This window comes from Streptomyces inhibens (assembly GCF_022221585.1).
In the GTDB taxonomy this organism is placed as follows: domain Bacteria; phylum Actinomycetota; class Actinomycetes; order Streptomycetales; family Streptomycetaceae; genus Streptomyces; species Streptomyces inhibens.
Map to the genome: position 1 here is coordinate 5,249,996 of NZ_CP084681.1, position 17,865 is coordinate 5,267,860.

At 71.8% G+C, this 17,865-nt stretch carries 9 protein-coding genes, 2 tRNA genes and 2 pseudogenes; 6 read left to right on the forward strand and 7 right to left on the reverse strand.

Features of this window, described 5'->3' with window-relative positions:
• Window positions 1-23: 23 nt before the first annotated feature.
• The gene (locus tag KI385_RS44230; protein WP_342593468.1) at window positions 24-815 is read right to left on the reverse strand and encodes a response regulator; all 792 of its coding nucleotides are present in this window, start codon (window positions 813-815) and stop codon (window positions 24-26) included.
• Window positions 812-5,200, reverse strand: a complete 4,389-nt coding sequence (locus KI385_RS23965; protein ID WP_238574196.1) for a HAMP domain-containing protein — start codon at window positions 5,198-5,200, stop codon at window positions 812-814. The genes KI385_RS44230 and KI385_RS23965 overlap by 4 nt, the downstream gene beginning before the upstream one ends.
• A gap of 159 nt (window positions 5,201-5,359) precedes the next feature.
• Between KI385_RS23965 and KI385_RS23970 the strand changes: the two genes are divergently transcribed.
• Window positions 5,360-7,186: a SpoIIE family protein phosphatase gene (locus tag KI385_RS23970; RefSeq protein WP_238577824.1), complete on the forward strand. Its 1,827-nt coding sequence runs from the start codon at window positions 5,360-5,362 to the stop codon at window positions 7,184-7,186.
• 40 nt (window positions 7,187-7,226) lie between these two features.
• Here KI385_RS23970 and KI385_RS23975 read toward each other — a convergent pair whose 3' ends face one another.
• Window positions 7,227-7,490, reverse strand: a complete 264-nt coding sequence (locus KI385_RS23975; protein ID WP_238574197.1) for a hypothetical protein — start codon at window positions 7,488-7,490, stop codon at window positions 7,227-7,229.
• A gap of 230 nt (window positions 7,491-7,720) precedes the next feature.
• Between KI385_RS23975 and KI385_RS23980 the strand changes: the two genes are divergently transcribed.
• Window positions 7,721-9,370, forward strand: a complete 1,650-nt coding sequence (locus KI385_RS23980; protein ID WP_238574198.1) for a long-chain fatty acid--CoA ligase — start codon at window positions 7,721-7,723, stop codon at window positions 9,368-9,370.
• A 43-nt stretch (window positions 9,371-9,413) separates the two neighbouring features.
• Here KI385_RS23980 and KI385_RS23985 read toward each other — a convergent pair whose 3' ends face one another.
• Window positions 9,414-13,775: a PAS domain-containing protein gene (locus tag KI385_RS23985; protein WP_238574199.1), complete on the reverse strand. Its 4,362-nt coding sequence runs from the start codon at window positions 13,773-13,775 to the stop codon at window positions 9,414-9,416.
• A 193-nt stretch (window positions 13,776-13,968) separates the two neighbouring features.
• Window positions 13,969-14,655 carry an SSI family serine proteinase inhibitor gene (locus KI385_RS23990; protein ID WP_238574200.1) on the reverse strand — a complete coding sequence of 229 codons (687 nt, stop codon included), beginning with the start codon at window positions 14,653-14,655 and terminating at the stop codon, window positions 13,969-13,971.
• Between the two features lie 242 nt (window positions 14,656-14,897).
• Between KI385_RS23990 and KI385_RS23995 the strand changes: the two genes are divergently transcribed.
• The 4 genes and pseudogenes from KI385_RS23995 (at window position 14,898) to KI385_RS24010 (ending at window position 16,698) form a co-directional block, all read left to right on the forward strand.
• Window positions 14,898-14,988 (forward strand) — tRNA-Ser (locus tag KI385_RS23995).
• 282 nt (window positions 14,989-15,270) lie between these two features.
• Window positions 15,271-15,519: pseudogene (locus tag KI385_RS43970) on the forward strand (helix-turn-helix domain-containing protein); the annotation flags it as partial.
• 321 nt (window positions 15,520-15,840) lie between these two features.
• A pseudogene (locus tag KI385_RS24005) lies at window positions 15,841-16,492 on the forward strand (HD domain-containing protein).
• A gap of 133 nt (window positions 16,493-16,625) precedes the next feature.
• Window positions 16,626-16,698, forward strand: a tRNA-Arg gene (locus KI385_RS24010).
• A 201-nt stretch (window positions 16,699-16,899) separates the two neighbouring features.
• Here the strand turns inward: KI385_RS24010 and KI385_RS24015 are convergent.
• On the reverse strand, window positions 16,900-17,136 hold the full coding sequence (locus KI385_RS24015) for a hypothetical protein (RefSeq protein ID WP_238574201.1): 237 nt from the start codon (window positions 17,134-17,136) through the stop codon (window positions 16,900-16,902).
• Entirely contained in the window at window positions 17,133-17,861 is a 729-nt protein-coding gene (locus KI385_RS24020) for a hypothetical protein (RefSeq protein WP_238574202.1), read from the reverse strand. Before KI385_RS24020 ends, KI385_RS24015 begins: the two co-directional genes overlap by 4 nt.
• Window positions 17,862-17,865: the final 4 nt, after the last annotated feature.

Consider the following 17,865-nt stretch of genomic DNA (forward strand, 5'->3'; position numbering starts at 1 on the left):
GGGCGGCGCCGCTGGCGGCGGTCCTACGTCCCCCCGCTCACCAGCAGCCGTCCCACCGCCAGTTCCAGTTCGGCGATGCGGTCGGCGAGGGCCTTTTGGTCGGAGCCCTTGGATTCGCGGAGGAGGAGTTCGACCTCGGCCAGTTGGCCGGCCACCTCTGCCAGGCGGGAGGCGTCGCCGGCCTCGGGGAGGGGCGGATGTGGGGCTGTCGGGGGTTCGGCGGGCTCGTGGTCGTCCGTGGGCTCCGGGTGGACGGGGGGTTGTTCGGGCGGCGTCGCCTCGGGGGCGTGAGACTTCTGGGTTGGCTGGGAGCTCTGGGTTGGCTGGGGTTCCTGGGGGGCCGGTGTCTCGCCGACGTGGCGGTTCTCCGCTGTCAGGAGGCGTTTCAACTGCTCGGCCTGGGCGGCCAGTTGGCGGTTCTTGCGGTGGAGGTCGAGGAAGACGTTGACCTTGGTACGCAGGAGCCAGGGGTCGAAGGGCTTGATGAGGAAGTCGGCGGCGCCGACCGTGTAGCCGCGGTAGGCGTAATTGGGGTCCACGGATGCGCCGGTGAGGAGAATGACCGGGACGTCTTTCGTCTGGTCCAGGCCCTTGATGTTGGCGGCGGTCTCGAAGCCGTTCATACCGGGCATCAGGACGTCGATGAGGACCACGGCGAATTCCTCGCGGAGCATCGCTTTGAGGGCCTCTTCGCCGGAACGCGCGCGGACGACTTTTTGGGCGAGGGAGCCCAGGACCGCCTCCAGCGCCACAAGGTTCTCCTCCATGTCGTCGACGATGAGGATGCTGGACGAGGTGTCGGGTGTCGTCGTCATGATTGCTGCCCCGCCGTTCCCGGGTCTTCTTGGCCTGTGCCCTCGGCGTCATGTGCGGGGGCAATGGGGGAGTCGGGGTGCGGAGGCGGGGGGCTGCATTGCGGGTCCAGCAACTGGCAGATGACGGACAGCAGGCGGTCCACATTCACCGGTTTGGGGATGTAGTCGTTGGCACCGCTCTCGATCGCCTTTTCCCGGTCGCCCGGCATGGCCTTCGCGGTGAGCGCGATGACCGGCAGCTCGGCGAATCGAGGTGCGTGTCGGATCGCCTTGATCATCTCGTAACCATCCATTTCGGGCATCATGATGTCCATCAGCACCAGTGATACGTCCGGTGTCCGGTCGAGGACTTCCAGTCCCTCACGGCCGTTTTCGGCGTATTTCACGCTGATGCCGACCCGGCCGAGTACATGCGTGAGCGCGAAAACATTGCGGATGTCGTCGTCGACGATGAGGATCCGGCGATTGGCCAGCACCTCGCCGGGGCGTCCGCTGAGCCAGTCCTTGAGGCGGGTGGTCTCGGGCCAGGCGACATCGCCGCCGTTGGCTGCGCGGGTCCCCGTACGGGGGATCAGCTCCTGCTCCTCATCGACGGGGAAGACATCGCCGCGCGAGGCATCCCGCTGCGTGTCCGGCGGTGCCTCTTGCGGGGCTTCGGCGGGCCTGGTCGCGAGCTGCTGGGCCAGCACGGGGCGGGCCGAGCCGGCCTGCGCGGTGCTCTCCGCGGCGCGGGTCGCGGCGGTGGGGCTGGGCGCGGGGAGCGCCCCGGTGTAGCGCGCGGGCACGTACAGGGTGAAGGTCGAGCCGACCCCCGGCTCGCTCTCGGCGGCGATCCGTCCGCCGAGCAGCCCGGCCATGTCGCGGCTGATGGAGAGGCCGAGGCCGGTGCCGCCGTATTTGCGGTTGGTGGTGCCGTCGGACTGCTGGAACGCCTCGAAGATTCCGTCGAGTTTCTCCGGCGGAATGCCGATGCCGGTGTCCTTCACGGAGAGCGCGATGACGTCATCGGCGGTGCGCAGGGATTCCTCTTCGAAGTCCGTGCCCGGAATGCGCTGGACGATGAGTTCCACACCGCCGGAGGTTGTGAACTTCACGGCGTTGGAAAGGAGGTTGCGCAGGATCTGCTGGAGCCGTTGTTCGTCGGAGAAGAGTTCCTTGGGCACATCGTCGTCGACCTTGACGTCGAACGTCAGGCCGCGGTCGACGGTGAGCGGCTTGAAGGTGGCCCGGACGTAGTCGAGGAGTTTGATCAGCGGCAGGGTCTTGGGGTGGACGTCCATCCGCCCGGCCTCGATCTTCGACAGATCCAGGATGTCGTTGATGAGCTGGAGAAGGTCGGAACCGGCGCGGTGGATGGTGACGGCGAACTCCACCTCCTGCGGGGAGAGCCGGCTGTCGGGGTTGTCGGCGAGAAGCCGGGAGAGCACCAGCAGGGAGTTCAGCGGGGTGCGCAGCTCGTGCGACATATTCGCCAGGAACTCCGATTTGTATTGCGAGGAGGTGGCGAGCAGGGCGGCCTTCTCCTCCAGCTCGGCATTGGTGAGCTGGAGCTCGTCGGAGCGCTGGCGGAGCTCGGCGGTGAGGCGCTGGGACTCCGAAAGCAGGGACTCCGTACGGGCGTTGGCGATGATGGTGTTGATGGAGACGCCGATGGTGTTCACGAACTGGTCGATAAAGGCGAGGTGGACTTCGCTGAACCGGCTGAAGGAGGCGAGTTCGATAACGCCCAGCACCTGGTCCTCGAAGAGGACCGGGAGGATGACGATGCTGGCGGGGGCCGCCGCGCCAAGGCCGGAGCTGATGGTGATGTAGTCGGGCGGTACGGCTTCGACGACGATGCGCTTCTTCTCCATGGCGGCCTGGGTGATCAGGCCCCAGCCGGGGGTGCCCAGGCGCAGCCGCGGCAGCGAGCGGCGGCCCTCGGGCTGGCCGGTGCCGTAACCGGCGATGAGTTCGAGCCCCTCGCCCGGTTCGGCGCCCGCCTCGGCCAGGAAGAACGCGCCGAACTGCGCATTCACCAGCGGGGTCAGCTCGCGCAGGATCAGATCGGCGACCTCGACCAGGTCGCGGTGGCCCTGCATCAGGCTGGCGATACGGGCCAGGTTCGACTCCAGCCAGTCCTTGGCGCGGGTGGTCTCGCGGAGGTTGGCGACCATCAGGTTGATGTTGTTCTTCAGGGCCGCGACCTCGCCCTGGGCCTCCACGGAGATGGAGCCGGACATATCGCCCTGGGTGACGGCGCTGGCGACCTCGGCGATCGCGCGCACCTGCGTCGTCAGGTTCAGCGCCAGCTCGTTGACGCTGGTGGTCAGCTGCTTCCAGGTGCCGTAGACGCCCTCGACCCGGGCCTGGCCGCCGAGCTGGCCCTCGCTGCCGACCTCGCGGGCCACGCGGGTCACCTCGGAGGAGAACGAGGACAGCGTGTCGACCATCGTGTTGATCGTGGTCTTCAGTTCGAGGATCTCGCCGCGGGCATCGACGTCGATCTTCTTCGAGAGGTCGCCGCGCGCGACGGCGGTGGCGACCTGGGCGATGTTGCGGACCTGGGACGTCAGGTTGTCGGCCATGAAGTTGACGTTGTCGGTGAGGTCCTTCCAGACGCCCGACACGCCGTGGACCTGGGCCCGGCCGCCCAGCCGGCCTTCGGTGCCGACCTCGCGGGCCACGCGGGTGACCTCGTCCGCGAACGCCCGCAGCTGCTGGACCATCGTGTTGACGGTGTCCTTCAGCTCCAGGATCTCGCCGCGGGCATCCACATCGATCTTCTTGGACAGGTCGCCGTTGGCCACTGCCGTGGTCACCTGGGCGATGTTGCGGACCTGGGACGTCAGGTTGAGCGCCATGAAGTTGACGTTGTCTGTGAGGTCCTTCCAGACCCCGGAGACGCCTCTGACCTGCGCCTGGCCGCCCAGGTTGCCTTCGGTGCCGACCTCGCGGGCCACTCGGGTGACCTCGTCGGCGAAGGCGGAGAGCTGGTCGACCATGGTGTTGATGGTCGACTTCAGTTCGAGGATCTCGCCCTTGGCCTCGACGGTGATCGTCTTGCCGAGGTCGCCCTCCGCGACGGCGGTGGCGACCAGAGCGATGTTGCGGACCTGGGACGTCAGGTTGTCGGCCATGAAGTTGACGCTCTCGGTGAGGTCCTTCCAGACCCCGGAGACGTCCCTGACCTGCGCGCGGCCGCCCAGCTGGCCCTCGGTGCCGACCTCGCGGGCCACTCGGGTGACCTCGTCGGCGAAGGCGGAGAGCTGGTCGACCATGGTGTTGATCGTCGACTTGAGTTCGAGGATCTCGCCCCGCGCGTCCACGGTGATCTTCTGGCTCAGGTCGCCGTTGGCCACCGCCGTGGTCACCTGCGCGATGTTACGGACCTGCCAGGTCAGGTTGGACGCCATGAAGTTGACGTTGTCGGTGAGGTCCTTCCAGACACCGGAGACGCCTCTGACCTGCGCGCGGCCGCCCAGCTGGCCCTCGGTGCCGACCTCGCGGGCCACTCGGGTGACCTCGTCGGCGAAGGCCCGCAGCTGGTCCAGCATCTTGTTGACGGTGAGCTTCAGCTCCAGCAGCTCGCCGGTCGCCTCGACCGTCACCTGCTGAGTGAGATCGCCGCGGGCCACCGCCGTGGTGACCACCGCGATGTCCCGCACCTGCGCGGTCAGCCGTGAGGCCATGGTGTTGACCGCCTCGGTCACATGGAGCCAGTCGCCGGAGAGGCCCTGGACCTTGGCCCGGCCGCCCAGCCGGCCTTCGGTGCCGACCTCGCGGGCCACCCGGGTGACCTCGCCGGTGAACAGCGAGAGCTGGTCGACCATGCGGTTCACCCCGCTGCCCAGGCGGCGCAGATCGCCGCGGAGCTGGCGGGTGCCGTCGTGCAGATCGACATGCTGGGTCAGATCGCCGTCCGCCACCGCGTCCAGTACCCGGGTGGCCTTGGCGAGCGGCACCACCAGCGCTTCGAGCACGGTGTTGGCCGCTTCGACGTTCGTCGTCCAGGTCCCCGGGCCGGGGCTCGCGGAGATCCGCTCGTCCAGCCGCCCCTGCCGGATGATCTCGCTCCGTACGCGTTGCAGCTCGGAGGCCAGATGGCTGTTACGGGCGACGATCTGGTTGAGGACGCCAGCCATGTCGGCCAGCACACCGTCCGACGACGCGCCGTACTGCGAGGTCTCCACGCGGGTGCTGAAGTCCCCGTCGCGCAGTGCGTGCAGCGCCGCGAGCAGCGGTCGTAGCTCGGTGGTGCGTACCCACTGGCCGTCGCCGTCGGGGAGGGGCGCGGAGGGGGCCGGGGTGGTCTCCAGGGGCTCCGGGGACTCCGCGGTCTGTGGGGTCTGTGAGGTCTCTGAGAGAGGGGAAACAGACTCGGGCCGGGTCGGGTCGAGAGCCATGGCGCACCAACCCCCCAGTGATCGATGTGGAGAGAGCCAGTCGAGCAGAGTGATCCATTTGGGCAGATATGACATAGTATAAAGCGCTCGTAATGACTTTCTCCCCGGGAATCAGGGGGCGCAGTGGCACCGCTGTCCTCCCCGTACGCGACGGAATCCGTGTCCCGGAAAGGCCTGCCGGCAAATCAGCTCGCGGCCGCCGGAGCGCGCAAATTCGTGCGCGCACTGCTCACCGAACGGGCGGGCGCACCGCCCGCCACCGCGGGCCCCGGGGCGGCGGCGATCAGCTCGGAGCTCATCCACACCGCGGTGCTGCTCACCAGCGAGCTGGTCACCAATGCCGTGATGTACGCCGGTACCGAGATCGATGTGGCCTGCCGGCTGGAGCACGGCCGCCCGCCGGCCGAGGTCGACGGAGAGCGCGGCCCGGCCAAGATCGGCGTGGTGGTGGAGGTCTCCGACCGCCACCCCGCCCGGCGCGTACGCGGCGGGGTGGACGCCCGTACCGGAGAGCCGGGGTACGGCCTTCAGCTGGTCAGCGCGCTGTCGGAGTCCTGGGGCGTGACCTACCGCCCGGCGGTGAAGACCGTCTGGTTCCGCCTGGAGGGCACCGAGGGCGAGCCCGGATCCGCAGGCGCGGGGCCCGGGCCCGAGCCGCCCGTACGTCTGACCCACCCAGTGAGCCGGCGCGGCCGTCCACACGGGTACGCCGCCGAGTGGGCCGACCGCGGCGGCCCGTCCTTTCTCGCCGAGACCAGCGAACTCCTGGCCGGGCAGCTCGACCAGGAGATGGTCACCGCGCTCGCCGCCCAGCTGCTGGTGCCCCGGCTCGCCGACTGGTGCGCCATCTGGCTGACCACCGAGGGCGGCGGTATGCAGCTGTCCCGCGTCTGGCATGTCGACGAGCGGCGGATCAATCCGCTCCGCGCCGACCTCGAACGCGATCCGCCGTCCGACGTCATCGGCACCTCCGGCACCCCCTGGCCCTGGCCGGAATGTGCCGGTTCGGATGCCACCGGCGGCTCGGCGCTGGCCTTCCCGCTCGTCGCCCGGGACACCGCCCAGGGCGTACTGCTGCTCGGCCGGGCGGGGCAGCTGCAGATGACCGACACCGTGGTGCGGATGGTCGAGGACGTGGCGCGCAGGGTCGCCCAGGCCGTGTTCACCGCCCGCCAGTACACCCGGCAGACCACGATCAGCCTGGCACTCCAGCGCCGGCAGCTGCCCGCCTCGCTGGCCAGCATTCCCGGCGTCGACACGGCGATCGTCTACGAGCCGCACGGCGAGGGCCAGACCGTCGGCGGCGACTTCTACGACGTCTTCCCGATGGGCGACCGCCGCTGGTGCTTCCTGCTCGGCGACGTACAGGGCAAGGACCCGGAGGCGATGTCCGTCACCGGTCTGGCCCGCCACCTGGTCCGGCTGCTGGCCCGCGAGGGCCATGGCGTCGAGTCGGTGCTCGGCAGGCTGAATCTGGCCATGGCGGAGGAGAGCGCGGAGGCGGTGGAGCTGGGCGGCGAACAGGCCAGCTCCCGCTTTCTGAGCCTGCTCTACGGCGAGCTGGAGGTCGACCCGGGCATCGCCGGCGCCCGCTGTACGGTCGCCAGCGCCGGCCACCCGCCACCGCTGCACATGTTCACCGACGGTGCCGTGGAGCCGGCCTCCGAGCCGCAGATGCTGCTCGGTATCGACGAGGGCACCGAATTCCGCGCCAGCTCCTTCGCCCTCGCACCGGGCGAGACGCTGCTGTGCGTGACCGACGGCGTCACCGAACGCCGTTGCGGCAACTGGCAGTTGGACGACAACGACGGACTGATCGAGGTGCTGCGGGACGGGGTGGGCCTGGGCGCCAAGGCCCTGGCCGAGCATGTCCGCCGCGCGGCACACGACTTCGGCACCGGCCCGGTCGAGGACGATCTGTCGGTACTGGTCCTCCAGGCGGTGGCGCCGACGGTGGAGCCGCCGCCGGTGGAGCCGCGGACGTGACGGGCGGTCGGCCGCCCGCGATCAGGCCCCGCCGCCGCGATCAGGCCCCGCCGCCCGCCCTGGTGACCACCAGCCGCCCGCCGCCGGCGACCACTCCGCCGCCGTTGCCACCGACCGGATCGAACGGCCCGCCGAACAGCGGGCGGCCGAGCGGCGCGCCGCCGCCGGAGGGCCGCTGGACCGGTGCGGCCTGGGGTGCGGCCTGGGGTGCGGCTTTGGGTGCGGCCTGGGCGACGCCGCAGGCGAGCACGCCGGCACCGCCCAGGGCGGCAAGGGCGAGGCAGCGGCCGAGGTGGGGGCGCATATGACGCTCCTGTCAGGAGGGGTAACCACGTAACCAGGTGATCGTCAGCGTGCTGTTCCGGCTTGATGCCCTACGGGCAACCTGGCCGGAAGGCCATCCCTGTGGGTGAACGAGCCCGGCCGCGAGGTCGGGAGCGGGCAAGAACACATCGCCGGGGGCGTGACATACCAAGCGGTATGCGCCGACAATCGCAGCACCACTACCCGTCCGTAACCAAGCGGAGGCACCCGGTGCTCAGCACGATGCAGGACGTACCGCTCACCGTCTCGCGAATCCTGACCCACGGATCGACGATCCACGGTGAGTCGCAGGTCATCACCTGGACCGGCGGCGACCCGCACCGGCGCACCTTCGCCGAGATCGGCCACCGGGCCGCACAGCTGGCCCACGCGCTGCGCGACGAGCTGTCCGTGGCCGACGAGGAGCGCGTCGGCACGCTCATGTGGAACAACGCGGAACACATGGAGGCGTATCTCGCGATCCCTTCCATGGGGGCGGTGCTGCACACGCTCAATCTGCGGCTGCCCGCCGAGCAGCTGGTGTGGATCATCAACCATGCCGAGGACCGGGTCGTGCTCGTCAACGGCACCCTGCTGCCGCTGCTCGCCCCGCTGCTCCCGCAGCTGCCGAACCTCCGGCACATCGTCGTCGTCGGCCCCGGCGACCTGTCGGTCCTCGACGGCGCGCAGGCGCGGGTGCACGACTACGAAGAGCTGATCGCCGGGCGCCCGGAGACGTACGACTGGCCGGAGACCGACGAGCGGGAAGCCGCGGCGCTCTGTTACACCTCCGGGACCACCGGCGACCCCAAGGGCGTGCTCTACAGCCACCGTTCGCTCTATCTGCACTCGATGCAGGTCAACACCGCCGAGGCGTTCGCGCTCACCTCACGCGACATCACGCTGCCGGTCGTGCCGATGTTCCATGTCAACGCCTGGGGCCTGCCGCACGCCGCGTTCATGGCGGGCGCCTCGCTGCTGATGCCGGACCGCTTTCTGCAGCCCGCCCCGCTCGCCGAGATGATCGAGACCGTACGGCCCACCGTCGGCGCCGCCGTGCCCACCATCTGGCAGGGACTGCTCGCCGAACTGGACGCCAAGCGGCGAGATGTCGCCTGTCTGCACACGGTCGTCATCGGCGGATCGGCCTGCCCGCCCGCCCTGATGCGCGGCTTCGAGGAGCGGCACGGGATCCGCGTCGTGCACGCCTGGGGCATGACCGAGACCTCACCGCTCGGCAGCGTCTCCCATCCGCCGGCCGGCGCCAGCGGCGAGGAGGAGTGGGCCTACCGCGCCACCCAGGGCCGCTTCCCCGCCTCCGTCGAGGCGCGGCTGATCGGCCCCGGCGGCGAGCAACTGCCCTGTGACGGCGAGGCCGCGGGCGAGCTGGAGATCCGCGGACCGTGGATCGCGGGCGCCTACTACGGCGGCGCACAGGGCGAACCGCTGTGCCCCGAGGACAAGTTCAGCCCCGACGGCTGGCTGCGCACCGGCGACATCGGCACCATCACCCCCAACGGCTATCTCACCCTGACCGACCGCGCCAAGGACGTCATCAAGTCCGGCGGCGAATGGATCTCCTCCGTCGAGCTGGAGAACCATCTGATGGCGCACCCGCATGTCGCGGAGGCCGCGGTCGTCGCCGTACCGGACGACAAGTGGGGCGAGCGGCCGCTGGCGACCGTCGTGCTCACCCAGGGCGCGACCATCGGCTACGAGGAGCTGAAGGCGTTCCTCGGTGAGCGGATCGCGCGCTGGCAGCTGCCGGAGCGGTGGGCGGTGATCCCCGCGGTGCCGAAGACCAGCGTGGGCAAGTTCGACAAGAAGGTGCTGCGCAGGCAGTACGCGGACGGGGAGCTGGATGTGACGCTGCTGGCGTGAGGCGGCCGGTGGTGGGGGCCGGAGCACCGGTCCCCACCACGCGTCAGTTCGTGCCGATCTTGGCGAGCAGATCGACGATCCGGGCCTGCACCTCGGCGCTCGTGGAGCGCTCCGCGAGGAACAGCACCGTCTCGCCGGCGGCCAGCCGCGGCAGCTGCGCCGGGTCCATGTCGGCGGAGGTGTAGACGACCAGCGGTGTGTGGTCGAGCAGCCCGTTGGCGCGCAGCCAGTCGACGATGCCGGCTCGCCGGCGGCGCACCTGCATCAGGTCCATCACGACCAGATTCGGCCGCATCTGGGTCGCGAGGGTGACCGCGTCGGTATCCGCGCCGGCCCGTGCGACCTGCATCCCGCGCCGCTCCAGCGACGTGGTCAGGGCGCCCGCGATGGCGTCGTTCTGCTCGATCAACAGCACCCGCGGCGGGTGCTGTTCGCTGTCGCGCGGGGCCAGCGCCTTGAGGAGGACGGCCGGGTCCGCGCCGTACGCGGCCTCCCGGGTGGCCTGCCCCAGACCGGCGGTGACCAGCACCGGGACCTCGGCCGCGCCCGCCGCCTGGCGCAGCGACTGCAGCGCGGTGCGGGTGATCGGCCCGGTCAGCGGGTCGACGAAGAGCGCCGCGGGGTACGCGGCGATCTGCGCGTCCACCTCCTCGCGGGAGTTGACGATCACCGGGCGGTAGCCGCGGTCGCTGAGCGCCTGCTGGGTGGCGACATCCGGCGCCGGCCAGACCAGCAGCCGGCGCGGGTTGTCCAGCGGCTCCGGCGGCAACTCGTCGTCCATCGGCAGCGGCTGACGGTTCATCACCTCTATGGCGCCGTTCGGGCCGTCCAGCGGCTCCGGGCCCTCGCTGCCCTCGTCGGGCGCGGAGATCGCAAAGGCCCGGCCCTCGCCGGTGTCCATCAGATGCGGCTGCGGCTGCGGCTGGGCCTGCGGCTTGGGCGGGGCGGCGGCCTGGCCCGGGGCCTGCGGCTTGGGCTGCGGCTGCTGGGCGCCCGGGTGCGGGCGCGCCTCGGCCGGTGCGGACTCGGCCGCCGTCGCGCGCTCGCCCTCCTGCGGGGGCGCGGCGAGCTTACGGCGGCGGCCCGAACCGGCGGACGTACCGCCGGGCGGGGTGCTGCCGGGCGGCGCCGGCGGACGCTGCTGGTCGGCGATCTGCTGGGCGAACGGCACGCCCTGCCCGAGCGTGCGCACGCTGAACGCCCGCCCGTTGCCGTCGTCCTCGGCGGCGGGCGGCAGCGGCTGACGGTGCGGGGCGGCGGCGGGCCCGCCCTGCGGGGCTACGGGGGCCTGGCCCGGGGCCTCTTCGGCGGGGCTGGGGCGACCGCGCCGGCGGCCGGTGGGGGCCGGTGCGCCGGGCGGCTGGGGGCTCTGGGGTGCGGCGGGCGCGTCGGGCGTGCTGCCGTCCGGCGCCGGGGCGATCCCGGGCGCCGTGCCGGTCGCCGTACCGGTCTCCTCGGCCGGCTCGGTGGGCTGCGCCACCAGCCCCTCCGGGCCCGCCACGAACGTGCCGGACGACTCGGAGTCGGCCATCGCGGCCGCCGCGCGCTCCTCGGCGGCGGCCCGCCTGGCCCGCCGTCTGCCGGTCGGCTCGCCGTCCCAATCGCCTTGCGGATCGGGGGAGTTGGCGGCCGCTTCCAGCTCGTGGCCGGGCTGTCCGGCGGGCGCCGTACCGTCCGGTCCCTCGGCCACCGGCCGACGCGCACGACGGCGCCCCGTCCCGGCACCGTCCTGCGGACCGGCGGCCTGCGCGGGCACCTGGTCGACGGCCGCGGGCAGCGCCGGCAGCGAGGACTGCGCGGGCTGTGCGGGCTGAGGGGGCCGGTCCGCAGCGGCGGGCGGCAGCGCGAAGGCGGTACGGGCACCGGCCGACTGCTGAGCGCCGGAGGCGGCGGACGCCTGGGCCCGCTCGCCCTGCGCGGTCCGCTCGGGCGCCTCGGCCAGCGCCCGGCGCGCCCGCCGGCCGCTCGGCTGCACGGGGCCCAGGGCCTGGGGCTGACCGGGCGCCTGAGCCTGGCCCGGTACGTGCGCCTGGGGCGCGGCCGGGGGCGGAACGGGAGCCGGGGTCCGACCCGGAGCCGGGGTCTCACCCGGAATCTGCTGGCCCGGAATCTGCGGCCGCGCGGGAACCGGAGTGGCTCCGGAGGCGGCAGCCGGTGCCGGAGCCGGTGTGCCTGTGGCCCGTGTGCCCGCGGCCGGCGTGCCCGCCGCAGGTCCTTGCGCCCCGCCCGCCCCGCCCGCCGGGCCGCGCCCCGTCTGCTGCTCGGGCGCCTGGCTCGTGCCGGACGGGAGCGCCGGCAGCCCGCCGCCCTCGGACGTTCCCTGCCGGGCCCGGCGCCGTCCGGTCGGCGGTACGGCCTCGGCCCCCGCCATGCCCGGCGGCAGCCCCGTACCGTCCGCGCCAGGCCGGCCGTCCTGCGTACCGCCCGGTGCGCCACCGTGCTGCGGATGCGCGACCGGGCCGCCGTCGGCAGCCCCCGGGCGTGCCTCACCCTGCGCGCCCTCACCCACGGCACCATGCGGAACACCGGCCTCGGGGCCATTGCCCGCTCCCGTGGCCGGTCCGCCCGTGGTCGCGCCCTGCTCCGTGCCCGAGCGCCGGGCCCGCCGGCGACCGGCCGGCTGCGCCCCGCCCGCCTGGGCCGGCACCATCGCACCGCCGGCACCGAGGGACTCACCGGCCCCGCCGGTGCCACCGTCACCACCCGAGTGGCCCTCGCCACCCTCGTCGTCCGGCCCCCGGTCACCCTTGCCCGCGCCCGCCGCGGCACCCTGCGTACCGCGCGCATGCGCCGCCGGAACCGGCATCACCGTCGTCTCGTTGCCGGTGGCCTCGGCCAGCCGGTCCGCGCCGGCCGCCGCGCCGTCCGCCGTCGCCGCGTCGTCCGCCGCCACCGGCAGCTCCAGCACATACGCGCTGCCGCCCGCACCGGGCCCGCCGCCCGGCACCTCATGCGTCTGCATCAGCCCGCCGTGCTGCCGCACGATCCCGTGCACGATCGGCTCATGGACCGGGTCCCCGCCGCCGAACGGCCCGCGCACCTCGATCCGTACGACATCACCGCGCTTGGCCGCCGCCACCACGATCGTCGAGTCGCCGGGGACCGGCCCCGTACGCCCGCCCGCGCCCATGGCACCCTCACCGACCGGCATCCGGCCCGTGGAGTCCACACCCGCGACATCCGCGATCAGATGCGACAGCGCCTGCGCGAGCCGCTCCGCGTCCACCACCGCCTCTATCGGCGGGGCGTGTACCGCGAACTGTGCCCGGCCCGGCCCGATCAGCTCGATCGCACCCTCCACGCCCGCCGCGACCACGCCGTCCAGCGACACCTTCGCGCGGTTGAGCTTCTCCTTGCCGGAGTCCAGCCGCTGATAGCTCAGGACGTTGTCGACCAGCGTCGTCATCCGGGCGTGGCCGGCCGCGAGGTGGTGCAGGATCTGGTTCGCCTCCGGCCACAGCTGGCCGGCCGGGTCGGAGGCGAGCGTGCCCAGCTCGCCCTTCAGCTCCTCCAGCGGCCCGCGCAGCGCCTGCTCCAGCACGGCGAGCAGCTGGGCCTGCCGGGCTGCCAGCGCATCGAAGGCCCGCCGGTCGGTGAACGTCATCACCGCGCCGACCAGCTGATCGCCGTCCCGTACCGGCGCCGTCGTCAGATCGACGGCCACCGAACGCCCGTCCTTCGCCCACAGCACCTGGTTGCGCACCCGGTGCTTGCGCCCGGACTTGAGGGTGTCGGCCAGCGGCGTGTCCTCCCACGGCAGCGCCGAGCCGTCGGCGCGCGAGTGGTGGATCAGCGGATGCAGCTCCTTGCCGCCCAGCTCGCTCGCCCGATAGCCCAGGATCTGCGCCGCGGACGGATTGACGAGCACGACCCGGCCCTCGGCGTCGACCCCGACCACACCCTCGGCCGCGGCCCGCAGGATCATCTCGGTCTGCCGCTGCTGGCGGGCCAGCTCGGTCTCGGTGTCCAGCGTCCCGGTCAGATCGCGCACGACGAGCATCAGCAGCTCATCGCCCGTATAGCCATTGCGGTGGTCGGCGTAGGCGGCCTCGAAGGCGGACTCGTACGGGGTGCGGCCGTCCTCGAGATTGGCGCTGGTCACCTCGACCAGCAGCTCGGTCCCGTCCGTGCGCCGCGCGACCATCCGCGTCGGCTTCGTCCGGTCGGCCGCGATGTCTTCGTCCCGGCGCCGCATGGACCCCGGGATCCGCTTGGAGTCGAAGGACGGCAGCAGATCGAGCAGCCCGCGCCCCACCAGGGCCGTGCCCGGCGCCTCGAAGGTCTCCAGCGCGATGGTGTTGGCGTTGACGACGGTGCCGTTGCAGTTGACGAGCAACAGCGCGTCGGGGAGGGCGTCGAGTATGGCTGCGAGGCGAGCAGCGCCTCGGGATGGCCTGCTGCTCACGACGACGCTTCCTCCCTGTTACCGCACCTTGCCGACCCACCGTGGCGGATCGCTGGGATGGAGTCTACGGGCACTTGCCCGCGACGCGGAGGCGGATGACGAGGAGGTAATGCCACGGCGGTGTGCGACTCACCGCACGCCCGACATGTGCCCCCTCGTCCTGACCTGGGACGCTACTACGGCACGAATGGGGTCATGAACGGGTCGACGGGAGCAGAGGTTCGAAGCGACTCCAGCGGCTGATCTCACACCCATTGGTGCGCCGGAAGTCGGCGTTGACGGGTCGCCCGGCCCAGGTCCCGGTGATATGCGCGGTCGCCGGGCCGCCGTACATCATCGTGCACTTCGCGCCCTGCGGTACGGGGGCGAACGGGTCCTGGCCCCACCTGGACATCCCGTCCAGCTTGTCGCAGGCGCGCTTCGCCGCGTGGTGGTTGCCGCCGTCGGGGTGACAGTAGAGCTCGAAGGTGCCGTCGGTGTGCGCCGCACCGGAGTCGCGGACGGTGACGGTGAGGTGGTCGGTGGGCGAGTAGAGGCCGGCGGGGTCGTCGGCGCGTGTGCCGTGGTCGGCGGGACCGTGGTGGTCGGCGGGCGCGCCGGGGCCGGTGGGCGCCCGGTGGCCGGCGGGGGCGTGGTGGCCCGCGCCGGTGATGCCGCCGTCTGCGGAGAGGTGATGCGGCAGCGGAATCGGGGCGGCCGAGGCGTCCGGCGCCGTCATCAGGGCCATCGCGGAGGCCGCGGAGACGATGGACGCGGCCGAGACGACGGGCACGGCGGGGACGGATACGGCGGCGACGGTCGGGGCGGAGACGACGGACACGGCGGCGGTGACGGCGGTGGCGGCCGCGGCGAAGAGGGATGACGTCCGGCGGTGCGGCATCACAGGCTCCAGAGAGGCGAGTGCGGGGCGGTACGCGGTACGTACACGCCGGGGGCGCACGACACATATGTCGCTACGGCCCCACACTCCTAACGCGCCTCCGGCCCCGACGTTGCGCCGCAGGAACGTCTTTGCCGGGTGGCCCGCGCGCCTAGTACCGTAGGGGGCGATTGGTGACAGCCCTTGGAGCTGTGCCATCATCTGGACACACCACAGCGTGCGTGCGCGCGTGTGGGGTGTGTGGAGGCGTCGCCTAGTCCGGTCTATGGCGCCGCACTGCTAATGCGGTTTGGGGCTTACCCCCCATCGAGGGTTCAAATCCCTCCGCCTCCGCTCTTCTTCATTCAGGCCCTGATCGTTTTCGATCGGGGCCTGAATGTGTTTGGGGGCGCGGGGGCAACCTCTACACCTCCGCCGGCGGCTCGGCCGGCATCGATCTCTCGCTCGCCCTGATCGAGGCGGACGAGGGCCCGGACCTGGCCCGCGAGGTCGCCCGCGACCTGGTCGTGTTCATGCAGCGCCCGGGCGGCCAGTCCCAGTTCTCGGTGCCCGCCCGCACCCCGCACCCCGCGCCCCCGCCACGACGCACCCCGCGCCCCCGCCACGACGCACCCCGTGCCCCCGCCACGACGCACCCCGCGCCCCCGCCACGACACGCTGCGCGCCCTCCTCGACGAGATCGCCGCCGACCACTCCCGCACCGCACCGGCCGCCGACCACTCCCGCACCGCACCGGCCGCCCGCGCCGGCCTCAGCCCCCGCCATCTGACCCGCCTCTTCCGCGAGCACACCGGCGACACCCCCGCCGCCTACGCCGAGGCCGTACGCCTGGAAGCCGCCCAGTCCTTCCTCGCGAACGGCGAGACGGTCACCGCCACCGCCCACCACACCGGCATCCGCTCCGACGAATCCCTCCCCCACCTCTTCCTCCCCCACCTCTTCCTCCCCCACCTCTTCCTCCCCCACCTCTTCCTCCCCCACCTCTTCCTCCCCCACCTCTTCCTCCCCCACCTCTTCCTGCGCTGCCTCTTCCTGTGCCGCCTCGGCATCCCCCGTCCGCCTACCGCGCCCGCTTCCGCACCACCACCCGCTGACCCCCGCCCTCGCCGCCCGCTGTCCACATCTGTGGGCAACCCGTCCCGCGCACACCGGGCGCCGGCCACCGGCCCGCGCAACCCTGAACCCATGACAGCGACCCCAGCCGCCACCATCGGCGGCATCCCCGTCCCCGACAGCAAACTGCCCCGGGAAGCCACCGAACTGATCCGCGACGTCACCGACGACCTGATCTACCACCACTCCCGCCGCGTCTACCTCTTCGGCGCCCGCCACGGCCTCCACCACGGCCTGGACTTCGACCCCGAGCTGCTCTAGGTAGGGGCTCTCTTCCACGACCTCGGCCTCACCGAGAAGTTCCGCAGCTCCCAGCAGCGCTTCGAGCTCGACGGCGCCGACGAGGCCGCGCGCCGTCCTGACCGTCCGAGGCATCCCCGAGGACCGCGCCCGCCTGGTCTGGGAGGGCATCGCCCTGCACACCACCCCGGAGATCCCGCACCACATGGCCCCAGAAGTGGCCCTCGTCGCAGCCGGCGTCGAGCTCGACGTCCTCGGCATCGGCTACGACACACTCCCCCCGGAGACCCGCGAGGCCATCGTCGCCGCCCACCCCCGCCCCGACTTCAAGCGCCGCATCCCGCACGCCTTCCACGCCGGCCTGACCCATCGCCCCCAGAGCACTTTCGGCAATGTGAAGGCCGACGTCCTGGCCCGCTTCGAAGAGGGCTACACCCGCCCGAACTTCGTCCAGATCATCGAGGACTCCCCCTGGACCGACTAGCCCCCAGAAACCGGCCGAGAACGCATTTGCCCAGGTCAGGAGGGGTGCGGGCAATGGATTTCGCCTAACGGCGCAGGTCATGTAATGTTGTTCCCGCAACGCCGACCGGCAAGAAAAACCGCCGGAAAGCCAAGCGCTCGTAGCTTAACGGATAGAGCATCTGACTACGGATCAGAAGGTTGCAGGTTCGAATCCTGCCGAGCGCACAGCAAGCCGGAGGCCCCGTCGAGGAATCGACGGGGCCTCCGGTGTTTGTGGGTGACGGGGGGCGGCTGATGGCAACGTCCGGGCCCGGCGAGCGGGAGTGGAGTGGAGTGGATCAGGCTCCTGTTCGGGCCTGCCCGGTCGAGTTCGATTTCGATTTCGCTTCTTGCCTCGGCCATCGCAGAGGATGCCCGAAGCGGAGGTCAGTGGCCTTTGTGGCGGAGGGCGCGGACGCCGAGGTCGTAGGTCATGGAGCCGAGAGCGAGGACGACGAGCGGCCATGCCAGGGGTGAGTCGGCCGGGACCGTGCCGCTGAGCAGGGCGGTGCTGGCCGACCCGGTGCCGAGTACGGCAGTGGCGGTCGGGGCGCTGGGCATCTTGACCAGTACGGCGCGTGTGCCGGGGTTGGCCGCGGGGCACGGGCGGCGGTCACGGCTCATCGGGTGCTCACTGTGGCAGCGGCGGCCGCGGCACGGGTGGTGTGCTGCTCGCCGAGGCGCTTGAGCTTGCGGCGTACCCGTTCCCCGAAGGCCTCCGGGCTCGCGGCGCCGGCGAATCGGGCGGCTTCCGTCCAGGTGGCGATAGCCGGGTGGGCCCAGGCCATCGCCACTCTCTGCTCGGCAGGGTGGAGTCCGGCAAGTACGGCGTTGATCCGAGCGTCACCGAAGGCGGCCTCGAAGACGAGGTCGTCCATCCGCAGCTTGCCCGCGATCAGGTCGTGCAGGGTCAGGTTGTCGCCGAGCGGGGTTTCCAGGAGCAGCACCCTGGAGCCGCGGACGCGTCGTCGCCACAGCGGTACGAGCTGCCGGTGCACCGCCTCGGCTTCCGACTTGATGCGGCCCAACACCGTGCCATCGATACGGCCGTTGTCGTGAAGCGGGGCGACCCAGTCACCGAGGAGCGCGGTGGAGACAGCTTGGTTCCATTGAGGCCCGCGCGGCAGAACGAGGCTCCTTCCGATGAAACCGTCGATCGTGAGGCAGGAACACTCATGCCCCAGAACCGCGTCGCGCGCCATGAGTGCGTCGAACGCGACCGCTTCGGAGATACGGCCGAACCCAAATCGGTCCGCCGAGTCCGACCGGTCGTCCTCGATGACGACTTTGCGGGGGGTGCCGCAGGCCACCACGACCACACGGTGAGTCGCGTCGACGTTCCGGTTCACCGCG

Coding starts and splice junctions, on each gene's coding strand:
- KI385_RS24015 (WP_238574201.1), bottom strand. CDS start 17,136: ATGAGCCGTGACCGCCGCCCGTGCCCCGCGGCCAACCCCGGCACACGC.
- KI385_RS23990 (WP_238574200.1), bottom strand. CDS start 14,655: ATGCCGCACCGCCGGACGTCATCCCTCTTCGCCGCGGCCGCCACCGCC.
- KI385_RS23975 (WP_238574197.1), bottom strand. CDS start 7,490: ATGCGCCCCCACCTCGGCCGCTGCCTCGCCCTTGCCGCCCTGGGCGGT.
- KI385_RS44230 (WP_342593468.1), bottom strand. CDS start 815: ATGACGACGACACCCGACACCTCGTCCAGCATCCTCATCGTCGACGAC.
- KI385_RS23965 (WP_238574196.1), bottom strand. CDS start 5,200: ATGGCTCTCGACCCGACCCGGCCCGAGTCTGTTTCCCCTCTCTCAGAG.